This window comes from Streptomyces sp. NPDC052107 (genome assembly GCF_040680215.1).
Lineage (GTDB): Bacteria > Actinomycetota > Actinomycetes > Streptomycetales > Streptomycetaceae > Streptomyces.
In genome coordinates, this window is sequence record NZ_JBFAWG010000015.1 from 119,306 (window position 1) to 137,600 (window position 18,295).

The following is an 18,295-nucleotide window of genomic DNA, read 5'->3' on the forward strand; positions in this document are numbered from 1 at the left end:
TTCAGGGCTCTTTCAGGCCCCGAAGGCCTTCCCCTGGGCGGTGCCCTTGCCCTTCTGCGGCTTGGCACCGGCCCGCAGATGGACCGGGACGAGATCGATGGCCGGCTCGCTGTAGCCGACCGACACGATCTTGTCGCCGAGGTAGGTGAAGGACGTCAGGGAGGCCAGCGTGCACTGCCGCTTGCGCGGATCGTGCCACAGCCGCCGCCGCTCGACGTACGACCGCACGATCCAGATCGGCAGCTGATGGCTGACCAGCACCGCCTCGTGCCCGCGCGCCTGGTCCTTGGCCGCGTTCAGCGCGCCCATCATCCGCACGACCTGGTCGACGTAGGGCTCACCCCAGGACGGCCGGAACGGGTTGACGAGGTGCTTCCAGTTGCCTGGCCGCTGCAGCGCGCCGTCGCCGACGCCGAAGGTCTTGCCCTGAAAGACGTTGTCGGCCTCGATGAGCCGCTCGTCGGTGTCCAGGTCGAGAGCGTGCGCCTTGGCGATCGGGGTGGCCGTCTCCTGCGCCCGCTCCAGCGGCGAGGCGCAGACGTACGTCACGTCGCGCGAGGCGAGGTGCTCGGCGACCCGGTCGGCCATCCGCCGCCCCAGCTCGGATAGGTGGTAGCCGGGCAGCCGCCCGTACAGAATCCCGGTCGGGTTCTCGACCTCCCCGTGCCGCATGAGATGGACGACGGTGACGTCCTTGTCCCTGCCGCTGCCGCTGTTGCTGATGCTGGTGCTCACGCGGTGGCCTCCGCAGCCGCCCGGGCCGCCGCCGGGAGGGCGTCGGCGATCTTCTGGATGGCCCGCTCGTCGTGGGCCGTGGACACGAACCAGGACTCGAAGGACGACGGCGGCAGGTAGACGCCGTTCGACAGCAGCGAGTGGAAGAACGCAGTGAAGCGGAACGACTCCTGCCGCTTGGCGTCCTCGTAGTCGCGGACCTGCCGGTCCGTGAAGAACACCGAGAACATGTTGGAGGCGGTCTGCAGCCGGTGCGCGACCCCCTCCTTGTTCAGTGCCTCGGTGACGAGGGCCTGGATCTGCGCGGACACGGCGTTGACCGTCTCGTACGCGGCGTCGTCGAGCAGCCGCAGCTGGGCGAGCCCGGCGGCGGTGGCGACCGGGTTGCCGGAGAGCGTGCCGGCCTGGTACACGGGCCCCGCGGGGGCGAGGTGGGCCATGACATCGGCCCGCCCGCCGAAGGCGGCGGCCGGGAACCCGCCACCCATGACCTTCCCGAAGGTCATGAGGTCGGGCTTGACCCCGTCGACCCCGTACCACCCGGCGCGGCTGGTCCGGAAGCCGGTCATGACCTCGTCGGAGATGTAGAGGGCGCCGTTCTTGTGGCAGGCGTCCCTGAGCCCCTGGTTGAACCCGGGTTCCGGCGGCACGACGCCCATGTTGCCGGGCGAGGCCTCGGTGATCACGCACGCGATCTCGCCGGGGTGCCGGTGGAAGGCCTCCTGCACGGCCTCCAGATCGTTGTACGGCAGCACGATCGTGTCCCCGGCCTGGGCGCCGGTGACGCCCGGGGTGTCGGGCAGCGCGAAGGTCGCGACACCGGACCCCGCGGCGGCGAGGAGGGAGTCCACATGCCCGTGGTAGCAGCCGGCGAACTTGATCACCTTGGACCGCCGGGTGAACCCGCGGGCGAGCCGGATGGCGGACATGGTCGCCTCGGTGCCGCTGCTGACGAGCCGGACCTGCTCCACCGGCTCGACCCGGGCGACGATCTCCTCGGCGAGCGCGACCTCGCCCTCACCGGGCGTGCCGAAGGACGTACCGCGGGAGACTGCCTCCTGAACGGCGGCGATGACCTCGGGGTGCGCGTGCCCGAGGATCATGGGCCCCCACGAGCACACGAGGTCGACGTACTCCCGCCCATCGGCGTCGGTGAGGTACGGACCGCGGCCGGACACCATGAAGCGGGGCGTGCCGCCGACGGCGCGGAAGGCGCGCACCGGGGAGTTCACACCGCCGGGCGTGACGGCGGACGCGCGGTCGAAGAGCGCCTGGGAGGCGGGCGCGTCGTAGGGATAGGGCGTTTCGCTCAGGGCACTCATGACGTGCGACTTCTCCGGCTTCTCGGACTCCGGTGACTTGGGTGACCTCCTCAGGGTAGGCCGCGGCCCGGCCCTGCCGCGGCCGACCTCCGGTCCGCAGCGCCGCGCGCGAGTCATCTGCGAGACTGAGGCCTGATACACACAGCTGTTACGCACGTAATGATCAGGGGCCGGACAAGAACCCGTGGACTGTTGTTCCACCGCACGTTTCGGCGGGCGGCCGTGGGGGAGGTCACTGACACGATGATCGGGTTGCGCGGCGGGGGCCACGCGTCCTAGAAAAGCAGTCGGGTGGAGATATGCATCGCGGTGGCGGACTGGGCGAGGGGACTGAGGACCTGGGTCCTCGACGTGCCCGGCGGGGAAGGCACCGGCGCGACGCGGAGGAAACGACCGAAACACGGCAGAGCGACACACGTCAGACACAGGGTGTACCGGGTGATCCCGAGCGAGGCCGGGTAGACCGCCTCCGGGCGGGGAGCAGGAATGGTGGTCGGGTGGGGGTGACGTACAAATACTTCGGCGCGCCGGACGGCGCGACCGCGGCCCGTGTCCCCATCTCGATGCGCCCCGAGGAACTCGGCGGCGACGAGCTGGGCATGAACGGCATGTTCACCAAGATCAAGCCGGAGACCATGGCCGCCATGGTCCTGACCGGCATCGAGGGCGTCCCCCTGCACAAGGTCCCGCCCCTGGAACTGGTCGTCCTCCACCCCGACTACGCGGTCGTCAAGCTCCCCATGACCGTCGTCGACCCCCTGCGCGGCATCGGCGAGGAAGCGGTCGGCGCGGCGGCCTTCATCTGGTCGACGGTCCCGGACCGGGGTGGCCCGCGGGACGCGTTCAACGTGTACCAGCTGCTGCACGAGTGGCAGGACTTCAGCCACCGGCTGCATGAGGCGGGGCATCAGCCGTACTGCCTGGTGTGGCCCTGAGCTGGGGTTTCGTGTTCGCGGACGCTTCCCGAACGAAGCCTTACGACTCGCCTACCTCGCCGGGTGGAAGCACCACGACCTCGGTCAGGAAGGTGCAGCGCAGCGCAACTCCCAGGTCGGTTACCAACTCGCCTGCGAAGCCGACCCACGCGGTCACGCCGCCTGGATGATGCGCGCCCTAGCCCACCAGGCCCTCAGTCTCAAGCAGCCCCACCACTGCGTCGACCTCGTCGAAGGCGCACTTACGCGCGGTCTCGGCAATGTCGACGGCCAGACAGAGGCGCTGCTGCACATCACCCACGCCCGCGCCTACGCCGCCGTAGGCGAGAAGCCCGCAGCAGCCCGCGCCCTGCTCGCCGCCGAAGACGCACTCCTACGTGACGACGGCCCCCAGCCAAGTTTGCCCAGGGCATGTGGGACCTGCCCGTCGGCAAGGGCGAACCCGGCGAGCCCTCACCGAGACCGCCGTACGCGAGCTGTACGAGGAGACCGGACTGACCGTGAAGCCTGAGGTCCTGAAGGTCGCCCACATCATCCACGGCGCCTGGGGTGTTGAAGCGCCCAACGGCTTCCTCACCGTCGTCTTCGTCGCCCACGAATGGACCGGCGGGCCGGAAAACCACGAGCCGCGCAAACATGCCCAGGTCTGCTGGGTTGACACCGGTGCCATCCCGGAGAAATTCGTGGACACCACTGCCAGCGCCCTGCAGCGATATTTCTCTGGTGGTCCTCAGGTGTCGCTGAACGGCTGGACGTAAGCACGTGAGGTCCGCCGCGCTGCTGGTTGGTCAGCACTTCACGCACGGCTCCCACGGGGAGCCTCTTCCGCGGTGAGCTGCTTGCTGCACTCGTCGCTCCAGAACGCCTCCATCCAAGCCGCATCGATCACCCCGCCGTTACAAGGACACTTCTCGTACCAACCTCTCCTTGCCTGGGCGCGGATGACGGCAGGACTCTCCCCCGCTTGTCGTGATCCGTCCCAGGTACTCGGCTGCGGCAAGTGAGGTGTGCGTGTCCGCGCCCTATTTCCAGGCATGCGCCGTCCTGAGCAGTGCCCACACGTGTGCGGGCGGGCCCGTCTACGATCAGCCGCCATGGACTGGCTGGAGCGGATGGCGAAGCTGAGGCAGTGGACCAGGAGTGGAACACGCGCTCCGCACAAGCCGCTACTGCTCCTTTACGCCCTCGGCCGGTTCCAGGAGGACGCCGACGGCGGTCTGCGAGACACCGCGGTGGAGCACGACCTGCAGCGCCTGCTGACCGAGTACGGCCCACCCGACAAGACGACGCCCGCCTACCCCTTCCACCACCTGGTCAGCGAGGGCGTATGGGAAGTGCGCACCGATCGCGGACCGGGAAGCACTGGAAGCGGGGTACGCCAGGTTCCTCCTGTGCCAACCGTTTGCAAGGCGGCACCAGCCCAGCGATCGCGGGCGCTCCACGCACGACGTTGTGCCGGCGGTGCGCTGGGCTGGTGCGTGCTTACGACGTCTGAGGACGAGCGCGGTGGCGCCCGCCCGGCAGGGCGGTCTTGGCCGTCAGCCCGCGCGACTGCCAGGCGTTGTCGCGGAGCTTGAACAGTGCCCAGTAGCGGGTGGGGCACAGCAGCACGATGTTCATGAACACGGCCGCGGGCGTCCCGACGAGCCATGAGTGCCAGCGTTGGCGTGTGGTCAGGCCCGGCCGCATGAGCACATACAGACCTGCTTGACCGTACCGGACGACGATGTATGTGCCGAGATACACCAGAGCCACACCGGGGTTGTGGTACCGGCCGCCAAGGGTCAGGACTGTCATGACGACGGTCCAGGCAAGCATCACCGGCGTGATGACGAGCTGCAGCAGACCGAACGTCGGTGATATGAGCTGCTTGAAGGACAGCCGTGAGTACACGAACGGCAGCATCCACCACCAGGACCGGGCCCAGCGCAGCCGCTGACGGTAGGTCTTGCGGAGGGTGGTCGGCATATCGGTGACCACGCCGGCCTCGTTGACGGCCACGACCTCGCCGCGCATGAGGGCCCTCAGCGCGAGCCACCGGTCGTCACCTGTACCGCACTCCACCTCATAGGCGTCCAGGTGGTCGTAGAGCAACTGGGCCCGGTAGAGGGCCAGTGCTCCCGATGTGGTCTCCAGGGCTCCGAGCATGGAGCGTGAGGAACGCATCATCACGCAGGACGTGCCGATGTCGATGTCCGCGGCCCGGGAGACCCAGGTCTCCTCGAAGTTACGGATGTAGATCATCCCTGTGGTGGCCTGGATCTTCGGGTTGCTCATGGCGCGGAGCTGCTGCTCCAGGGCGTCCGGGAAGGGCTCGCCGTCCGAGTCAATGGTGAGGACGAAGTCGAAGCGCTTCCCCTCCGCCTGGAGGTGCCGGAGCACGGTGACCTGGGCTCCGCGTTTGCCCTTGTTGTCCTGCCGGTGCCAGAACACCCGGGGGTGGTCGAAGGGCTCCACGGGATGCTGCCGGGAGCCGTCGTCGATCACGTGGATCTCGTCGATGGGATGTGTCTGGGCCAGGAGCGAGCGCACCGTGCGGTGCAGGTTCTCCGTGGGCTCCTCGAAGGCCGGGATGATCGCGACCGTCCGGCCGGTGGCGACCGGAAGGTGGGTGAAGGAGCGGCCCTTGAGGAACGAGAGCAGGCAGAGCAGGATCACGACCATGCCCAGCCACCAGTAGAACGTCAGGATCGGGCTCTTCGACTGAAGGTGGACCACCACGGTGGCAGCGGCGAGGGCCGCCGCCACCACTGCGGTCACCACGGTGAATCTGGCCCGTGATGCAGTGCTCAAGCGGACACCCGCCTGCTGCGGGTCGCCAGGCGGAAGACCGCCGCGCCGCTGATCACCAGGAGCATCGCTCCCAGGACGATCCATCCCAGCCCCGTGCCGCCGGTGGCGGCCAGTGCTGCTCCTCCTGCTGCGGTACCTATCGCGGCACCCGCACCGTTGTGTCCGTACATGTTTCCGTCCTTTTCGAGGGTTCGAACGCGCCGTGGGCATGGACCCAGGCAGGAGCCGTCCACTGCGAGAGAAATGGGGGCTCCGTGCCCTGCGTCGTCCGTGGTTCGGTGAGTCCACCGACGACTGCTTGCCGCCGCTTGCCCGGGCTGCTGTTCTCTGGGTGCGTCAGAGCCGCTCGACGTGCGGCGCGGGTGCCATGACGCCACGGGTGTCGAGCACGTAGGCGGCCTCGTCGGCGAGCTGGGCGAGGTCGAATTCGGCATGCGGTGTGAGCAGGACGACGGCATCGAAGTCGGCCACGCTCTCGCCGCTCGGCGCTCCGGCGAAGGGGATGCACCGGCGGCTGTCGTCGGGCAGATACGGATCGACGACAACGACATCGGCGCCCATGGCCCGCAGTCGGTCGATGACCTGGACAGCCGGCGACTGCCTGGCGTCGGACGTACCCGGCTTGTAAGCCGCGCCGAGGGCGAGAATGCGTGCCCCGTGCACGCTGCGACGCAAGCGGCTGCTGAGCGCGTCCTGCAGGCGACGCACCACGTAGTCGGGCTGGCTCTCGTTGATCTCCTGGGCCAGTTCGATGAGCCGGAAGGTCTGCCCGTGCCGTGCCTTGACGTGATGGCTGAGGTAGACGGGGTCGATGGGCAGACAGTGTCCGCCAACGCCCGGGCCGGGCTGGAACTTGGTGAAGCCGAACGGCTTGGTCGCCGCCAGTTCCAGGGTGTGCCACACGTCCACGCCGAGTGTGTGAGCCATGCGTGACAGCTCGTTGACCAGCGCGATGTTGACGTGCCGGTAGGTGTTCTCGAAGACCTTGGCCAGTTCGGCCTCTTCCAGCCCGGAGGCCGGAACGGTGACGTCGGTGACCGAGTCGTAGAAGGTCTTCACACGCCGCAGGCACGCATCGGTGAGACCAGAAACGATCTTCGGTGTGTTCTCCAGCCGCCAGTCGGCGTTGCCCGGATCGATGCGCTCGGGACTGAACCCGACATGGAAGTCTCGCCCCGCGATCAGGCCCGAGCCCTCCTCCAGCAGGGGTATGAGGACGTCGCGGGTGGTGCCGGGGTGCGTGGTGGACTCAAGCACCACGGTGGCCCCGGGCTCCAGCCACCCGGCCAGCGCGCGCCCAGCCTCGCGCACGCAGGTGAGGTCCGGGGCTCTGTCGGTCAGTGGTGTCGGGACGGTGATGACCGCGATGTCGAAGCCCTTGAGGTCCTTCGGATCCGAGCTGGGCCGGTAGGCGCCCGAACGCAGCACGTCCTGAAGGCGGGTTGATGAGATGTCCTCGACGTACGACACGCCGGCAGACAACCTGCCGCAACGCTCGTGGTCGGGTTCGTAGCCGGTCACGATGTGTCCGGCCTCGGCTGCACTGACAGCTAAGGGCAGGCCGACGTAGCCCTGCCCGAGCACGCAGATGTGCATGGTGGTTCCTCCCCTTGAGCCGGTCCGCGGGCGTGCGCAGACCGGAAAACGGCGCCCCTGAAATGCGGCTGCCTGTTCCTGAAGCAGGCAACCGCGGCGTCGGGTACTGCATGAACCGGTGCGTGTCAGCGACTCTGCGAAGCCCCCCGTCGGGCCGGAGCAGTCACTGGTTTCGTTACACCACCGTCAGTCGCGGGTCTGTGGACCTCATGTCCGATGCCAGACACGCACGATGATCTTCACAATTCCCCCCTATGTGTGGACCTCAAGGATTCAATAAGCCTTCCCGGCGCGGAACCCTCTTTACCGAGTCGATACCTATGAACCGCCTCCGAGATCCAGCAGGCCACCCCTATCGTCCGCCGAACATGCTTGTGATCAGGGGAGTTGGCGTTCAACACCCGGTAAACACCCGCATCCTGAAGCTACTCAGCGCCTTGAATGGCCTACGATCCCTTGGTGCGACCGAGTCAGAGTCGTTCCAATTGATCTTCACAATTCCTTTTCTGTTCGTGCCTGGTCAGGGTTGCAATATGCGTCCTTCAAACGGAAGCGCTGTTCCCAAATCGCCACGAGTGAGCTGAAGCACGATCAGAGGCCGCGCGCCGTTTCGCGCGCCCCTGTACCACTGCCCTGGCTCACTGGCCGACCGGGCACGGCCGCTTCCCGGACGCCGACGAGCCGTGAGCGTGCGACCTGACCAGGGCGCCTCGTCGGTGTTGGGGGTCAGGATGAGTAATGGGGGCATGTTATGACCGCACACTCCTTCAACCGAAGGTCGGCTCTGCGCCTTGCAGGAGCGTCCGGCCTAGTCATGGCAGGGCAAGCACTACTGAGGGGCGCCACCGTGTCTGATACGGACGCGACCATCGGCCGTCGCCCCCGGTACCGCCGGGCCGTGTGGTCACAGCAGTTCCAGTCGGGCCACCGGTGGACGGCTGCCGGGGCGGGCACCGCCTCCACCAGCCTCAGCGACACAAGGGAGTTCGCGCGCGGCAGCCAGTCGGTGCGGGTGACCACCAACGGCAGCGGCATGCAGTCCTACGTCCGCAGTACCGGCACGACCGCGCTGAACCTCTCCGGCAAGATGATCCGCCTGATCTTCCGTGTGGAGGACACCACCCACCTGTCCAGGCTGGCCTTCTATGTGGGGACCGGCTCGTTCAGCAACTACTTCGTCTGGCAGTTCCACACGCACTCCGCGGCGGCCACCAACTACGTCCAGCCAGGGGAATGGGTGACGGTCCACCTTCAGTGGGCCGACGCCACCTCAGCGGCCGGCGCCTACTCGATCACTCCGACCGGGGCGCCTTCCACCAAGACGGGCTTCACCGACATGTCGTTCGCCGTGTACGACAGTGGCGGGGGCCCGGTGACGTACCGCTTGCAGGCCGTGGAGTTGATCCCCGACACCTCGTCCGTCTTCCCCAAGGGAGTCGTCTCCGTCACCTTCGACGACTCCCACACTTCGGTGCACGATCTCGCGCGGCCCGTGATGGACCCCCACGGATTTCCTGCGACGAGTTACAACATCGCAGACACCATCGGTGCCGGCGGCTCCCTCACGCTCGGCAAGATGCGGTCGTTGCAGGACCACTCCGGCTGGGAGATGGCGGGGCACGCGTACGCGACGAGCGCCCACACCGCGAGCTATGGCAAGCTGTCCGCCCAACAGGTCGACGACGACTTCCGCAGGCTGCGCGAGTGGCTGGTGTCGAACGGCTTCACCAGCGAGCACTTCGCCTACCCGCACGGCGCTTTCGGCAAGACGACCGACGGGGTACCGGTGGATCTCATCGCCGGCAGGCACTTCACCACGGCCCGGTCGATCATCTCCGAGACCACCGAATCATTCGCGCCGGCCATGCCGTACCGCCTGAAGGCCCTGACGGGCATCACCGACGGCAACGGCATCGGCGGCACGGCTCTGCCACGGCTGACGAGCCCCGGCGGCAGGCTCGACCGCTGCACCGCCAACGGCGACTGGCTCATCCTGTGTCTGCACCGGGTCGTTGCCGGACGGCCGCGCAGCAGCACCGAGATCAGCCAGAGCGGCCTGGCAGCACTGATGAAGGCGATCTCCGACCGGGACATCCCCGTGGCAACAGTCAGGGAGGTGATGGAACACTACGCGTAGCGAGACGCTCTCGCCATCGGCCCACGGCGATGATCGTGGTCCCCTCCGCTGACCGGCCGCCAGGGCACATCCAGGGCACATGAGCCTGGGAAACGGTGTTGACCGGTGAGAACTACCGAGAGCAGTTCCCGCAGGTCAACGCACGTTTCCCCGAGAAATCACAGGTCAGCGTCCCACCCATCCCATTGGCTGCACGTGGCAGGACTTCAGCCATCGGTTGCATGAGGCGGGGCATCAGCCTTATTGCCTTGTTTGGCCCTGAGCTGGGGTTTTGCGGGGTCTTCGGGCCTCGCCGTTTTTGGTGCCGGAGAGGGGCCGTCAGGTGGCCAGGGCCCATTTCGCCCCGCCTCCGCGCCCTTGCGGGATCCGAACCCCGCACCGATCGGCTTCGGGCCAGGGGCCCGCCCGGCGGATCTTGCCGGACGGGCCCCTGGTGCCGAGGAGGGCTAGCGCTTGAGCGTGAAGGTGAAGTCGCCGGAGAGCTTGCCGCTCAGCCGGACTGCCGACACGGCCTTCCCCTCGGTGATCAGTCTCTCGACCTCGGCCCGCGAAAGACCGCAGCCTTCAGCGATCAGACGCACCGGCCGGACGGGGATCCGCGCCGCGAAGCGGACCGAGACGTCGATCACCTCGCGATCCAGGTGATCCGATCCGCCGGTGTCGAGGCGCCAGGCGTTGTCCCAGTCGAGGGCGATGCGATTACGGCGCCGCACGACCGGATCCTGGAGCAGCTCGGCTGCCAGGCCGGGGTCGTTGTCATGCATCCGGTCCAGCAGCTCAGGTCGTACGGAGCGCACGTTCATCCGCTCCAGGACCGTGAGCTTCGCCGTGTCCCCGCAAGCGGTACAGAGCGCGAGGAGCCAGGCGTCGAGGAGCTTGTGGTTTGCGTTGACGCGAAATTTACCGTTCGCCCGGAAGCGCTCGGACGCGCACGCGTGGCAACGGCGGAGAACGGTCGGCAGGCAGGTGGGCATGACCACCCAGTCATTGAGCACAGAAGTACACCGGTTTCAGTGAGAAATCCGCAGCAAGAAGCAGCGCGGCGCACATGCGCGACGCGCGACGAATCAGCTCTCGGGAGGTCTCACACGGTGTACAACAGAACGTCCTTGCCTAGACGACTTGGTCCGGCAGCACGGTAATGGCGCGCAACGGCGCTGCTCCACTGGTTTTCGAGCGCCTCACCGACAGGCCCTGGTCGTCCGAACGGGCAGTCGGCGGCGGTAACTGGCTGACGAAAGAAGCGAGTTGTGCGAGTAGACCGTCTGGCGCAGCTGACCGCCCGTCACGCGTCAGTTCGTCGTGACGGAGGTGTGGTGCGGTCGGTTGTGGATCAGAAGGGCTGAGGCGAGGGCGGCGCAGAGGAATACGGCGGTGATGACGGTCATGCCGGCATGGACGCCGGAGGTGAAGGCGTCGCCGACGGCGGCGGGCACGTTCGCTGGGGTCGCTCGGTGGCCGCTGGTGCCCGTGGAGACGGCGTGTTCGACGGCGGGCCAGGCCGCTTGGGGGACGTGGTGAGCGGCGAGCCGGCTCGGCAGTTGGGACTGAAGGCGGCTGGCGAGGAGGGCGCCGAGGAGGGAGGAGCCGGTGACGGATCCGACCTGGCGGAAGGCGTTGACGGCTCCGGAGGCCATGCCGGCGCGTTCGTGGGAGACGCTGACCAGGGCGGCGGCGGTGCTCGGCGCGGCCACCATCCCGCTTGCGGCTCCGAAGAGCGCGTACAGCCACCACACCCGGGCATACGGGGTGGTCGGATCCAGCGTGGTGAGTCCGGCCGTGGCGGCGGCTCCGATGAGGAAGCCCAGGGTCAGCGGGAGCTTGAAGCCGGTGCGGCGGATCACGCGTCCGGTCGCGTAGCTGACGATGACGTAGACACCGAAGAAGACCAGCAGCCGCCATCCCACGTCCAGGGCGGACAGATGCTGGACGCGCTCGTAGAAGAGCACCGACAGGATGGCCAGCCCGGTGAAGCCGAACAGGGAGACGGCCGCGACGAACATGACCGCGCTGAACGACGCCGACCGGAACAGGCTGATGTCCAGCATGGGTGTGCGGCCGGCGCGCTCGACGAGGACGAAACCGGTCAGGGCCGCGGCCGCGATGATCCAGGCGACGAGGATGCGGGGACTGGTGTAGCCGTCGTGCCCGCCTTCGATGAGGGCGTAGACGAGGGCGGCGATGCCCAGGACGGCCAGAACCTGGCCGGGGATGTCGAGCCTGCCCTCGGGGCCGCGCGATTCGGCGACGAAGACGGCGGCGGCCATGGTCACCACGGCGAGGACGGCGGTCGACAGGAAGACCGTGTTCCAGTGGAAGTGGTCCAGCAGTGTGCCCGCGATCAGAGGACCGGCGGCGAGCCCGATGCCGGAGGAGGCCGCCCAGACGGTCACGACTTCGGTGCGCCGGTGGGGGTCGGGGAACGTGGCTCCCAGGATGGCCAGGCTGTTGGGCAGGATGAGAGCGCCGCCGACACCGGAGACGAGCTGGCCGGCGACGACGCCCCCCGCCGAACCCGCGGTGTAGACGATGAGCGACCCGATGATCATGACCGCGGCGCCGGTGACGAAGGCGCGCTTGCGGCCGTAGAGGTTGCCGATGGTGCCCGCGGACATCACCAGGCTGGCCACGAGCAGGGTGTACGCGGAGGGGATCCAGACCAGGCCGGTCGGGGAGACGTGCAGGTCGTCCTGGATGGCCGTCAGCGCCGACACCGATGCGGTGATCAGCAGGAAGGTCGTCATCGCGCCCAGGCACATGGCGATGAGCGTGACCGTGGCGGCGGTCCGGGAGGGCTGGTTCGGGGAGAGCCGGACACCGGTGTGCCGGTCGGCCGGCTTGAGTCGGCCCGGGGCGGGGGAAGGAGTGGAAGCCATGGTGTCCTCGTCTCAGCCGAGCTGCGGGTAGAGGGCGGCGACGCCACCGGAGAGGCCGGCCTGGATCTGGCGGCTGAGGTCGTCCACGACGATCTCGGGTGCGCCGGCGGCGATGCCGTCCACGGCGGCACGGGCGACGTCCGCCGGGCCGGTCTTGGGCTCGGTGACGTGGCGGGCCATGTCGGTGTCCATGTAGCCGACGTGGAGTCCGGACACGGTGATCCCCCGGGGTGCGAGCTGCTGACGCACCGCGTTGGTCAGGCTCCACTGCGCGGACTTGGCCGCGGAGTAGGCGCCGATGGTGGGAATGCTGAGCCAGGACAGCGCGGACAGGATGTTGAGGATGGCGCCTCCGCCCTGGGACTCGATCACCGGGGCGAAGGCCCGGATCATGCCGAGGGTGCCCAGGTAGTGGGTCTCCATCTCCAGGCGGACGGCGTCCCAGCTGCCGGTCAGCAGATCGGCGCCCGTGGAACTGCCCGCGTTGTTGATCAGCACGGTGATGTCACCGGCCTCCTCGGCGGCCGCGGTGACGGAGGCGGGGTCGGTGACGTCGATCCGGATCGCCTTCACACCGGGCAGATCGATCTGGTCCGGTCGGCGGGCCGCCCCGTAGACCGTGGCACCGCGCGCGACCAGTTCCTGGGCGAGGGCCCTGCCGAGCCCGCGGTTGGCTCCGGTGACCAGGGCGGTTGCTGTGCTGATGTCCATGATTTTTCCCTTGGGATGCCCGGGATGCGCACACCCCAGCTGACTAACCTTTTCAGAAGTTAGCTACGACGTTATAGGCTGACTTTGGAAGGGGCAAGCCAGGTGGAGGGCTGAGAGATGAACGATCTGCTGAAGGAACGGGACGCCTGGTCCATGGCCAACTGCTCCATCGCCAGGACCCTTGAGGTCGTCGGCACCAGGACAGCGCTGCTGATCATGCGCGAGGCGTTCTTCGGCACACGCCGGTTCGACGACTTCGCCAAGCGTGTGGGCATCGGCGAACCCGCCGCCTCGACGCGCCTGAAGGAACTCACCGCCGCCGGTCTGCTGGAGCGCGTCCCCTACCAGGAACCCGGCCAGCGGACCCGGTACGCCTATCAACTGACCGAGAAGGGGCGGGACTTGTTGCCCGTCCTCTCGGCGCTGCGGCAGTGGGGCGACACCTGGGCCTCCGACGAACAGGGACCCCCCGTGGTCGTACGCCACGAGAACTGCGGCGCCCCGGTGCACGTGGCGCTCCGCTGCGAGGACGGCCACGACGTGCCGATCGGTGGCACGTTCGTCGACGCCGGCCCGGGCCTCATCCGCGTCGGCCCGGACAGCCCCTGAACCCGGCGGCGGCGAGGCCCGATCCAGCAGGAGCGGCCCGCCCCGCCATCGACCACCGGCACGATCCAGCAGGGCTGACCCGCCTCCGCCATCGACCACCGGCACGATCCAGCAGGGCTGACCCGCCCCCGCCATCGACCACCGGCACGATCCAGCAGGGCTGACCCGCCCCCGCCATCGACCACCGGCACGCCACACCGACTCACACGCTCCCGAGGAGCTGCCCCCCATGTCCGACACATCGAAGAAGTCCCTGATCACCGGCGCGACCGGCGAGGCAGGAGCGGAAATACACAGGTCACGTGTGTTCGGCTGGGAAGACCCCGCCATTTCCGCCGACGCGGTCGCTCACCACAGCGGTCTCGACTTCCTGCGCGAGATCCTGGCCGGGCGCCTGCCCGCCCCTCCGATCGCCGCCACCCTGGGCTTCACCCTGGAGGAGGCCGAGTACGGCCGGGCGGTCTTCGTACTGGTGCCGGGCGAGGAGCACTACAACCCGATCGGAAGCGTCCACGGCGGCGTCTACGCCACGCTCCTCGACTCGGCGGCCGGCTGCGCGGTGCAGTCAGTGCTGCCCCAGGGCACGGGTTACACCTCGATCGACCTGACCCTGAAGTTCCTGCGCCCGATCACCGTCGACACCGGCAAGGTCCGCGCCATCGGCACCGTCCTCAACAGCGGCCGCCGCACCGCCCTCGCCCAGGCGGAGCTCCGCGACTCCGACGACCGGCTGCTGGCCCACGCCACCAGCAGCTGCATGCTCTTCCCGGTCCAGGCCCGCTGAGCACCCTGCAGCCCGTCAGCGGAGCAGGGCGCCACCGGTGGGCCTGAGGGCGTACCAGGCGGCGATGGACCGCTTGTAGCCGTCGGGCATGGTCAGGTGCGATACCTCGTGCCTGGTGAACAGTCCCGCCTGCCGGTGCTCGTGACTGACGGCCGGCGGCCGTTCCGGGGTCAGCACGGTGCAGCCGTAGGTCACGATCAGTACGCGCCGTCCGGGGACGGGCTCATGGATCCACACGCCGCCGTCGAGGAGCGGACCGGCCTCGACCTCCCAGCCGGTCTCCTCCCGGATCTCGCGCTCCAGGGCCGCCTCGGGACCGGTGTCCGGCGGTTGTGACCCGTCGTCGGTGCCGGTCTCCAGGCGGCCCCCGGGCAGCTCCCACTCGTCGCGTTCGTTGCGCAGCAGGAGCACGCGATCGCGCACGTCGAGCGCGACGCCTTTCACGGAGACCGGCCAGAGCGGTGGCGTGTACGGCACGGTGTCCAGTGTCGCCGGGAAGGCAGACCGGAACACTGCCGCCTCCCACCCGTTGGGAACCGGCCCCGGTCGGTCTATCGTCGGAATTCTCAGGTCAGAACGAGGAGGACGGCCGGTGATGCCGCAGGACGAGGCCGTGGTCGGCTGTACGGGCAAGGTGCTCATCGGGACGCGGGGATCCGCGGGTCCCGGGGAGGTCCTCGTGCGGGTTCGAGGTGGCTCCGAAACGTTTCTGGCCTGGTCCGAGGATCCCCTGCCCGCGGGCGCCACGGTCCTCGTGATCGAATCACGGGGATGCCGCGAGGTCGGCGTCATCGAGTGGGTGGATCCACTGGACGCGCTCGGCGGAGATGCCGCCGGCGCAAGCTGAGGAGTACAGGTATGTTCGGATACCGCGTTCCCGCTCCCGACGAGGCGATGTTGATCTCGGGAGGCCGGAGGGGACTGGGGGGCGCTCCGTTCCGCGTGGTCACGGGCCACGGAAAGTTCGTGCTCCCGATCTTTCGAAAGGTCCGTTTCCTCACCCTCTCCATGTGTGAGGCCGAGGTCACCGAGACCTGTGTGACCAAGCAGGGCATCTCGCTGCACGTCCGCGCGGTCATCGCTTTCAAGGTCGGCAACGACCACGAGAGCATCATCAACGCCGGCCAGCGCTTCCTCTCCGACCAGGAGCAGATGTCCGTGCTCACCGGCCGGATCTTCGCCGGCCACCTGCGGGCCATCATCGGCTCGATGACGGTCGAGGAGATCGTCACCGAGCGGCAGAAGCTGGCCGCCGAGGTCCTGGACACCTCCAAGACGGAGATGGCCAAGATCGGCCTGATCGTGGACTCGCTGCAGATCCAGTCCATCGACGACGGCGACACCGGCTACATCGACGCGATGTCCGCCCCGCACAAGGCGGCGATCCAGCGGCAGGCCCAGATCGCCCAGGCCCAGGCCACCCAGGCCGCGGTCGAGGCGGAGCAGGAGGCGGCCCGCAAGCAGGCCGAGTACGCCCGGCAGACCGCCATCGTCAAGGCCGAGTACTCGGCCGAGGTGGACCGCGCCCAGGCGCAGGCCGCGCAGGCCGGACCGCTGGCGCAGGCCCACGCCCAGCAGGAGGTGCTGGCCGCCCAGACGGAACTGGCCCAGCGCCAGGCGAAGTTGCGCCAGCAGCAGCTGGTGGCCGAGGTCGTCAAGCCCGCCGAGGCCGAGGCCGAGCGGGTCAGGATCCTCGCCGCCGCCGAGGCCCAGCGCATGAAGATCCAGGCGGAGGCCGCGGCCTCCTACGACCGGGTCGCGCTCGACCGGATGCTCATCGACCAGCTCCCGCAGATCGTGAAGGAGGCCGCCGGCGGTCTGTCCGGCGCCAACGTCAACGTCCTGAACGGCGCGGACGGCCTCGGCGAGATCGCCGCCGGCCTGGTGTCCCAGGGCCTGACGATCCTCGACTCGGTCCGGCAGGGCCTGGGCCAGGACAAGGACGGCCAGGGCACCAGGGGCGACGTCAACAGTCTGCTCCAGCTGCACTCCGGGAAGGAGCGGAAGTCGGACGACGGTCCGGTGGACGTCGACTAGGCGCTCCGCTGGTTCGGCCGGGGGGGCCGTCGTTCGTCTGCCGCGCCGTTGTGGCTGGTCGCGCCCACGCGGCGGTAGCCGCATGTCGAACACAGCCCCGCGCCCCTTCGGGGCGCTGATGTTCGGGGCGTTGATGTACGACCGTGATGTGGCGGTCCGGCCCCGGGCATTCCAACTCACCCAGCACGGCTACGGCCAAGTCCTCGGCGCTGATGCGGGATTCCCCGTCGGCGCCGAGGAGCAAGGTGTCGGTGCGCGCCGGTAGCGGCCCGTGCGTTCGCCGGGTTCCAGTACGGCCGGTGGGCTGAGGTGGACCCAGTCGGCGCCGGTGCCGACGGGGCACCGGCTGGCGGGCGCCTCCCGGGTCACGCTGGCGGAGATCGCCGGCGAGACCTTCGTGGACTTCGTGGCCGGGACGCCCGCCCGCGCCCAGTCCGACCAGGCGTTCGCCGCCGCGGGACTGTCCCGTGACGTCGCGTACGAGGCGGGCGTCGTGGAGCTGATCACCCGGCTGGTCGGGCGTCGGCTCGGGATCGCCCTGCTGCCGTCGGCGTTCATCCGGCCGCTCGCTAAGGACGATCCCCGCCTGGCCCTGGTCCCGGTGGTCGACGGGCCCCGCCGCCTGGAGTATCTGGCCTGGAGCCGCTTCGACCCGAGCACGGCGACCCGGGCGATGCTCGATGTTCTCGGGGTCAGACAGCCGCCGGCACGGTCCTGAAGCCCTGAAGCAGGCCCGGGGAGGCGGTCGACCGGCCGGGCCGCTGCGGTAGGGTGCGGTCGCGCGGCCCCTGTGTCTACACAGCACCCTCCGCGACCGGCCGTGTGGCCGGGGGGCGCGGGGTCGCCGTGCCGGCCAGCAGACGCAGGGCCGCGTCGGACGGGGAGCCGGGCTCGGCCGTGTAGGCGATGAGGCGTTGGCCCGAGGCCCCGGGCAGACACAGGTTCTCGAAGCTCAACTCCAGGGCGCCGACCGCCGGATGGTGCAGGGACTTGACGCCCGAGGTGCAGGTTCGGACCGGATGCCGGGCCCACAGTGCGGTGAACTCGCCGCTCCGGATGGACAGTTGGCCGATCAGTTCGGCCAGGGCACGATCGTCGGAGTGCCGGCCCGCGACCAGGCGCAGGGAGGCGACCGCGAGCAGGGCCTCCTCCTTCCGGTCGGTGTACAGGTCCCGGTACCGCTCGTCCAGGAACAGCATCCGGATCAGGTTGGGGCGCTCGCCGGGGGTGTCCGGGGCCTGCCAGGGCAGATGCGGGGCGAGCAGGGCGTGGCCCAGCCGGTTCCAGGCGAGGACGTCACCACGCCGGTCCAGGACGAGCGCGGGTACGTCCGTCATGGCGCCGAGCAGCTGACGGGCCGAGGGGGTCGCCTGTTCCGCACGGGGTACGGCGGGGCGGCGGCCGCCGGTGGGGCGGGCCAGGTCCTTGAGGTGGGCGGTCTCGTCCTCGCCGAGCCGCAGGGTGCGGGCGATCGCCTCCAGCACGGAGTCGGACACACCGGCCGCGCGGCCCTGTTCGAGGCGGGTGTAGTGGGTGATGCTGACGCCGGCGAGCAGGGCCAGCTCCTCACGGCGCAGGCCGGCGACCCGGCGGCGGGTCGGCGGGGTCGCGAGTCCGACGTCCTGCGGCCGCAGCGCGGCCCGACGGGACTTGAGGAAGTCCCCCAGCTCGGACGGGGCGTCCATCGGTGCCTCCCGGATGTCGGGCGCCCGTGGTCGTGCGGGGTGGGTCGCGGCGGCCTCGGTGCGGCCGTCCCCCAT

Annotated in this window: 16 protein-coding genes and 5 pseudogenes; 10 read left to right on the top strand and 11 right to left on the bottom strand. The window is 69.1% G+C overall.

Annotated elements, in window-relative coordinates:
- Nucleotides 1-12: 12 nt before the first annotated feature.
- Complete coding sequence (locus AB0M27_RS19230; RefSeq protein WP_365723098.1) at nucleotides 13-672, bottom strand: histidine phosphatase family protein; 660 nt, start codon at nucleotides 670-672, stop codon at nucleotides 13-15.
- A gap of 59 nt (nucleotides 673-731) precedes the next feature.
- On the bottom strand, nucleotides 732-2,048 hold the full coding sequence (hemL, locus tag AB0M27_RS19235; RefSeq protein WP_365723099.1) for a glutamate-1-semialdehyde 2,1-aminomutase: 1,317 nt from the start codon (nucleotides 2,046-2,048) through the stop codon (nucleotides 732-734).
- 308 nt (nucleotides 2,049-2,356) lie between these two features.
- Between hemL and AB0M27_RS19240 the strand changes: the two genes are divergently transcribed.
- The 4 genes and pseudogenes from AB0M27_RS19240 to AB0M27_RS19255 form a co-directional block, all read left to right on the top strand.
- Entirely contained in the window at nucleotides 2,357-2,992 is a 636-nt protein-coding gene (locus AB0M27_RS19240) for a hypothetical protein (protein ID WP_365723044.1), read from the top strand.
- 13 nt (nucleotides 2,993-3,005) lie between these two features.
- Nucleotides 3,006-3,392, top strand: a pseudogene (locus AB0M27_RS19245) (tetratricopeptide repeat protein); the annotation flags it as partial.
- A pseudogene (locus tag AB0M27_RS19250) lies at nucleotides 3,386-3,750 on the top strand (NUDIX domain-containing protein); the annotation flags it as partial. The pseudogenes AB0M27_RS19245 and AB0M27_RS19250, both read left to right, overlap by 7 nt.
- 336 nt (nucleotides 3,751-4,086) lie before the next feature.
- Nucleotides 4,087-4,371 (top strand): annotated as a pseudogene (locus AB0M27_RS19255) (restriction endonuclease); the annotation flags it as partial.
- A 103-nt stretch (nucleotides 4,372-4,474) separates the two neighbouring features.
- Here the strand turns inward: AB0M27_RS19255 and AB0M27_RS19260 are convergent.
- From AB0M27_RS19260 to AB0M27_RS19270, 3 genes are all read right to left on the bottom strand, one after another.
- Nucleotides 4,475-5,752 carry a glycosyltransferase gene (locus tag AB0M27_RS19260; protein WP_365723045.1) on the bottom strand — a complete coding sequence of 426 codons (1,278 nt, stop codon included), beginning with the start codon at nucleotides 5,750-5,752 and terminating at the stop codon, nucleotides 4,475-4,477.
- A 29-nt stretch (nucleotides 5,753-5,781) separates the two neighbouring features.
- Nucleotides 5,782-5,955, bottom strand: coding sequence for a hypothetical protein (locus AB0M27_RS19265; RefSeq protein WP_365723046.1), 174 nt, complete (start codon nucleotides 5,953-5,955; stop codon nucleotides 5,782-5,784).
- A 166-nt stretch (nucleotides 5,956-6,121) separates the two neighbouring features.
- A complete protein-coding gene (locus tag AB0M27_RS19270) occupies nucleotides 6,122-7,381 on the bottom strand; it encodes a nucleotide sugar dehydrogenase (protein ID WP_365723047.1) in 1,260 nt (419 codons plus the stop codon).
- An 847-nt stretch (nucleotides 7,382-8,228) separates the two neighbouring features.
- Between AB0M27_RS19270 and AB0M27_RS19275 the strand changes: the two genes are divergently transcribed.
- A complete protein-coding gene (locus AB0M27_RS19275; RefSeq protein ID WP_365723048.1) occupies nucleotides 8,229-9,518 on the top strand; it encodes a polysaccharide deacetylase family protein in 1,290 nt (429 codons plus the stop codon).
- Nucleotides 9,519-9,964: 446 nt separating this feature from the next.
- On the opposite strand, the gene AB0M27_RS19280 is transcribed toward AB0M27_RS19275, so the two are convergent.
- The 3 genes from AB0M27_RS19280 to AB0M27_RS19290 all read right to left on the bottom strand — a co-directional run bounded on the left by AB0M27_RS19280 (nucleotide 9,965) and on the right by AB0M27_RS19290 (nucleotide 13,105).
- On the bottom strand, nucleotides 9,965-10,513 hold the full coding sequence (locus AB0M27_RS19280) for a DUF1062 domain-containing protein (RefSeq protein ID WP_365723049.1): 549 nt from the start codon (nucleotides 10,511-10,513) through the stop codon (nucleotides 9,965-9,967).
- A 297-nt stretch (nucleotides 10,514-10,810) separates the two neighbouring features.
- A complete protein-coding gene (locus tag AB0M27_RS19285; protein ID WP_365723050.1) occupies nucleotides 10,811-12,394 on the bottom strand; it encodes an MFS transporter in 1,584 nt (527 codons plus the stop codon).
- 12 nt (nucleotides 12,395-12,406) lie between these two features.
- Nucleotides 12,407-13,105 carry an SDR family oxidoreductase gene (locus tag AB0M27_RS19290; RefSeq protein ID WP_365723051.1) on the bottom strand — a complete coding sequence of 233 codons (699 nt, stop codon included), beginning with the start codon at nucleotides 13,103-13,105 and terminating at the stop codon, nucleotides 12,407-12,409.
- Between the two features lie 117 nt (nucleotides 13,106-13,222).
- Between AB0M27_RS19290 and AB0M27_RS19295 the strand changes: the two genes are divergently transcribed.
- Both AB0M27_RS19295 and AB0M27_RS19300 read left to right on the top strand, forming a co-directional pair.
- Nucleotides 13,223-13,714 (top strand): helix-turn-helix domain-containing protein, encoded by a 492-nt coding sequence (locus tag AB0M27_RS19295; RefSeq protein ID WP_365723052.1) that lies wholly within the window; start codon nucleotides 13,223-13,225, stop codon nucleotides 13,712-13,714.
- 289 nt (nucleotides 13,715-14,003) lie between these two features.
- Complete coding sequence (locus AB0M27_RS19300; protein ID WP_365723100.1) at nucleotides 14,004-14,498, top strand: PaaI family thioesterase; 495 nt, start codon at nucleotides 14,004-14,006, stop codon at nucleotides 14,496-14,498.
- A gap of 15 nt (nucleotides 14,499-14,513) precedes the next feature.
- Here the strand turns inward: AB0M27_RS19300 and AB0M27_RS19305 are convergent, their stop codons facing one another.
- Nucleotides 14,514-14,975, bottom strand: a complete 462-nt coding sequence (locus tag AB0M27_RS19305) for an NUDIX hydrolase (protein WP_365723053.1) — start codon at nucleotides 14,973-14,975, stop codon at nucleotides 14,514-14,516.
- 118 nt (nucleotides 14,976-15,093) lie between these two features.
- Between AB0M27_RS19305 and AB0M27_RS19310 the strand changes: the two genes are divergently transcribed.
- Both AB0M27_RS19310 and AB0M27_RS19315 read left to right on the top strand, forming a co-directional pair.
- Nucleotides 15,094-15,345 (top strand): hypothetical protein, encoded by a 252-nt coding sequence (locus AB0M27_RS19310; RefSeq protein ID WP_365723054.1) that lies wholly within the window; start codon nucleotides 15,094-15,096, stop codon nucleotides 15,343-15,345.
- A gap of 11 nt (nucleotides 15,346-15,356) precedes the next feature.
- Nucleotides 15,357-16,535: an SPFH domain-containing protein gene (locus AB0M27_RS19315; protein ID WP_365723055.1), complete on the top strand. Its 1,179-nt coding sequence runs from the start codon at nucleotides 15,357-15,359 to the stop codon at nucleotides 16,533-16,535.
- Nucleotides 16,536-16,665: 130 nt separating this feature from the next.
- On the opposite strand, the pseudogene AB0M27_RS19320 reads toward AB0M27_RS19315, so the two are convergent.
- A pseudogene (locus tag AB0M27_RS19320) lies at nucleotides 16,666-16,862 on the bottom strand (hypothetical protein); the annotation flags it as partial.
- A 1-nt stretch (nucleotide 16,863) separates the two neighbouring features.
- On the opposite strand from AB0M27_RS19320, the pseudogene AB0M27_RS19325 reads away from it, so the two are divergent.
- A pseudogene (locus tag AB0M27_RS19325) lies at nucleotides 16,864-17,253 on the top strand (LysR substrate-binding domain-containing protein); the annotation flags it as partial.
- A 76-nt stretch (nucleotides 17,254-17,329) separates the two neighbouring features.
- Here the strand turns inward: AB0M27_RS19325 and AB0M27_RS19330 are convergent.
- A complete protein-coding gene (locus AB0M27_RS19330; RefSeq protein WP_365723056.1) occupies nucleotides 17,330-18,220 on the bottom strand; it encodes a helix-turn-helix transcriptional regulator in 891 nt (296 codons plus the stop codon).
- Nucleotides 18,221-18,295: the final 75 nt, after the last annotated feature.

What these genes read in the sequence shown, in the direction of transcription:
- AB0M27_RS19230 (WP_365723098.1), bottom strand. Translation starts at nt 672, where the DNA reads ATGCGGCACGGGGAGGTCGAGAACCCGACCGGGATTCTGTACGGGCGG.
- AB0M27_RS19240 (WP_365723044.1), top strand. Translation starts at nt 2,357, where the DNA reads ATGCATCGCGGTGGCGGACTGGGCGAGGGGACTGAGGACCTGGGTCCT.
- AB0M27_RS19265 (WP_365723046.1), bottom strand. Translation starts at nt 5,955, where the DNA reads ATGTACGGACACAACGGTGCGGGTGCCGCGATAGGTACCGCAGCAGGA.
- AB0M27_RS19270 (WP_365723047.1), bottom strand. Translation starts at nt 7,381, where the DNA reads ATGCACATCTGCGTGCTCGGGCAGGGCTACGTCGGCCTGCCCTTAGCT.
- AB0M27_RS19285 (WP_365723050.1), bottom strand. Translation starts at nt 12,394, where the DNA reads ATGGCTTCCACTCCTTCCCCCGCCCCGGGCCGACTCAAGCCGGCCGAC.
- AB0M27_RS19290 (WP_365723051.1), bottom strand. Translation starts at nt 13,105, where the DNA reads ATGGACATCAGCACAGCAACCGCCCTGGTCACCGGAGCCAACCGCGGG.
- AB0M27_RS19295 (WP_365723052.1), top strand. Translation starts at nt 13,223, where the DNA reads ATGAACGATCTGCTGAAGGAACGGGACGCCTGGTCCATGGCCAACTGC.
- AB0M27_RS19310 (WP_365723054.1), top strand. Translation starts at nt 15,094, where the DNA reads ATGCCGCAGGACGAGGCCGTGGTCGGCTGTACGGGCAAGGTGCTCATC.
- AB0M27_RS19315 (WP_365723055.1), top strand. Translation starts at nt 15,357, where the DNA reads ATGTTCGGATACCGCGTTCCCGCTCCCGACGAGGCGATGTTGATCTCG.
- AB0M27_RS19330 (WP_365723056.1), bottom strand. Translation starts at nt 18,220, where the DNA reads ATGGACGCCCCGTCCGAGCTGGGGGACTTCCTCAAGTCCCGTCGGGCC.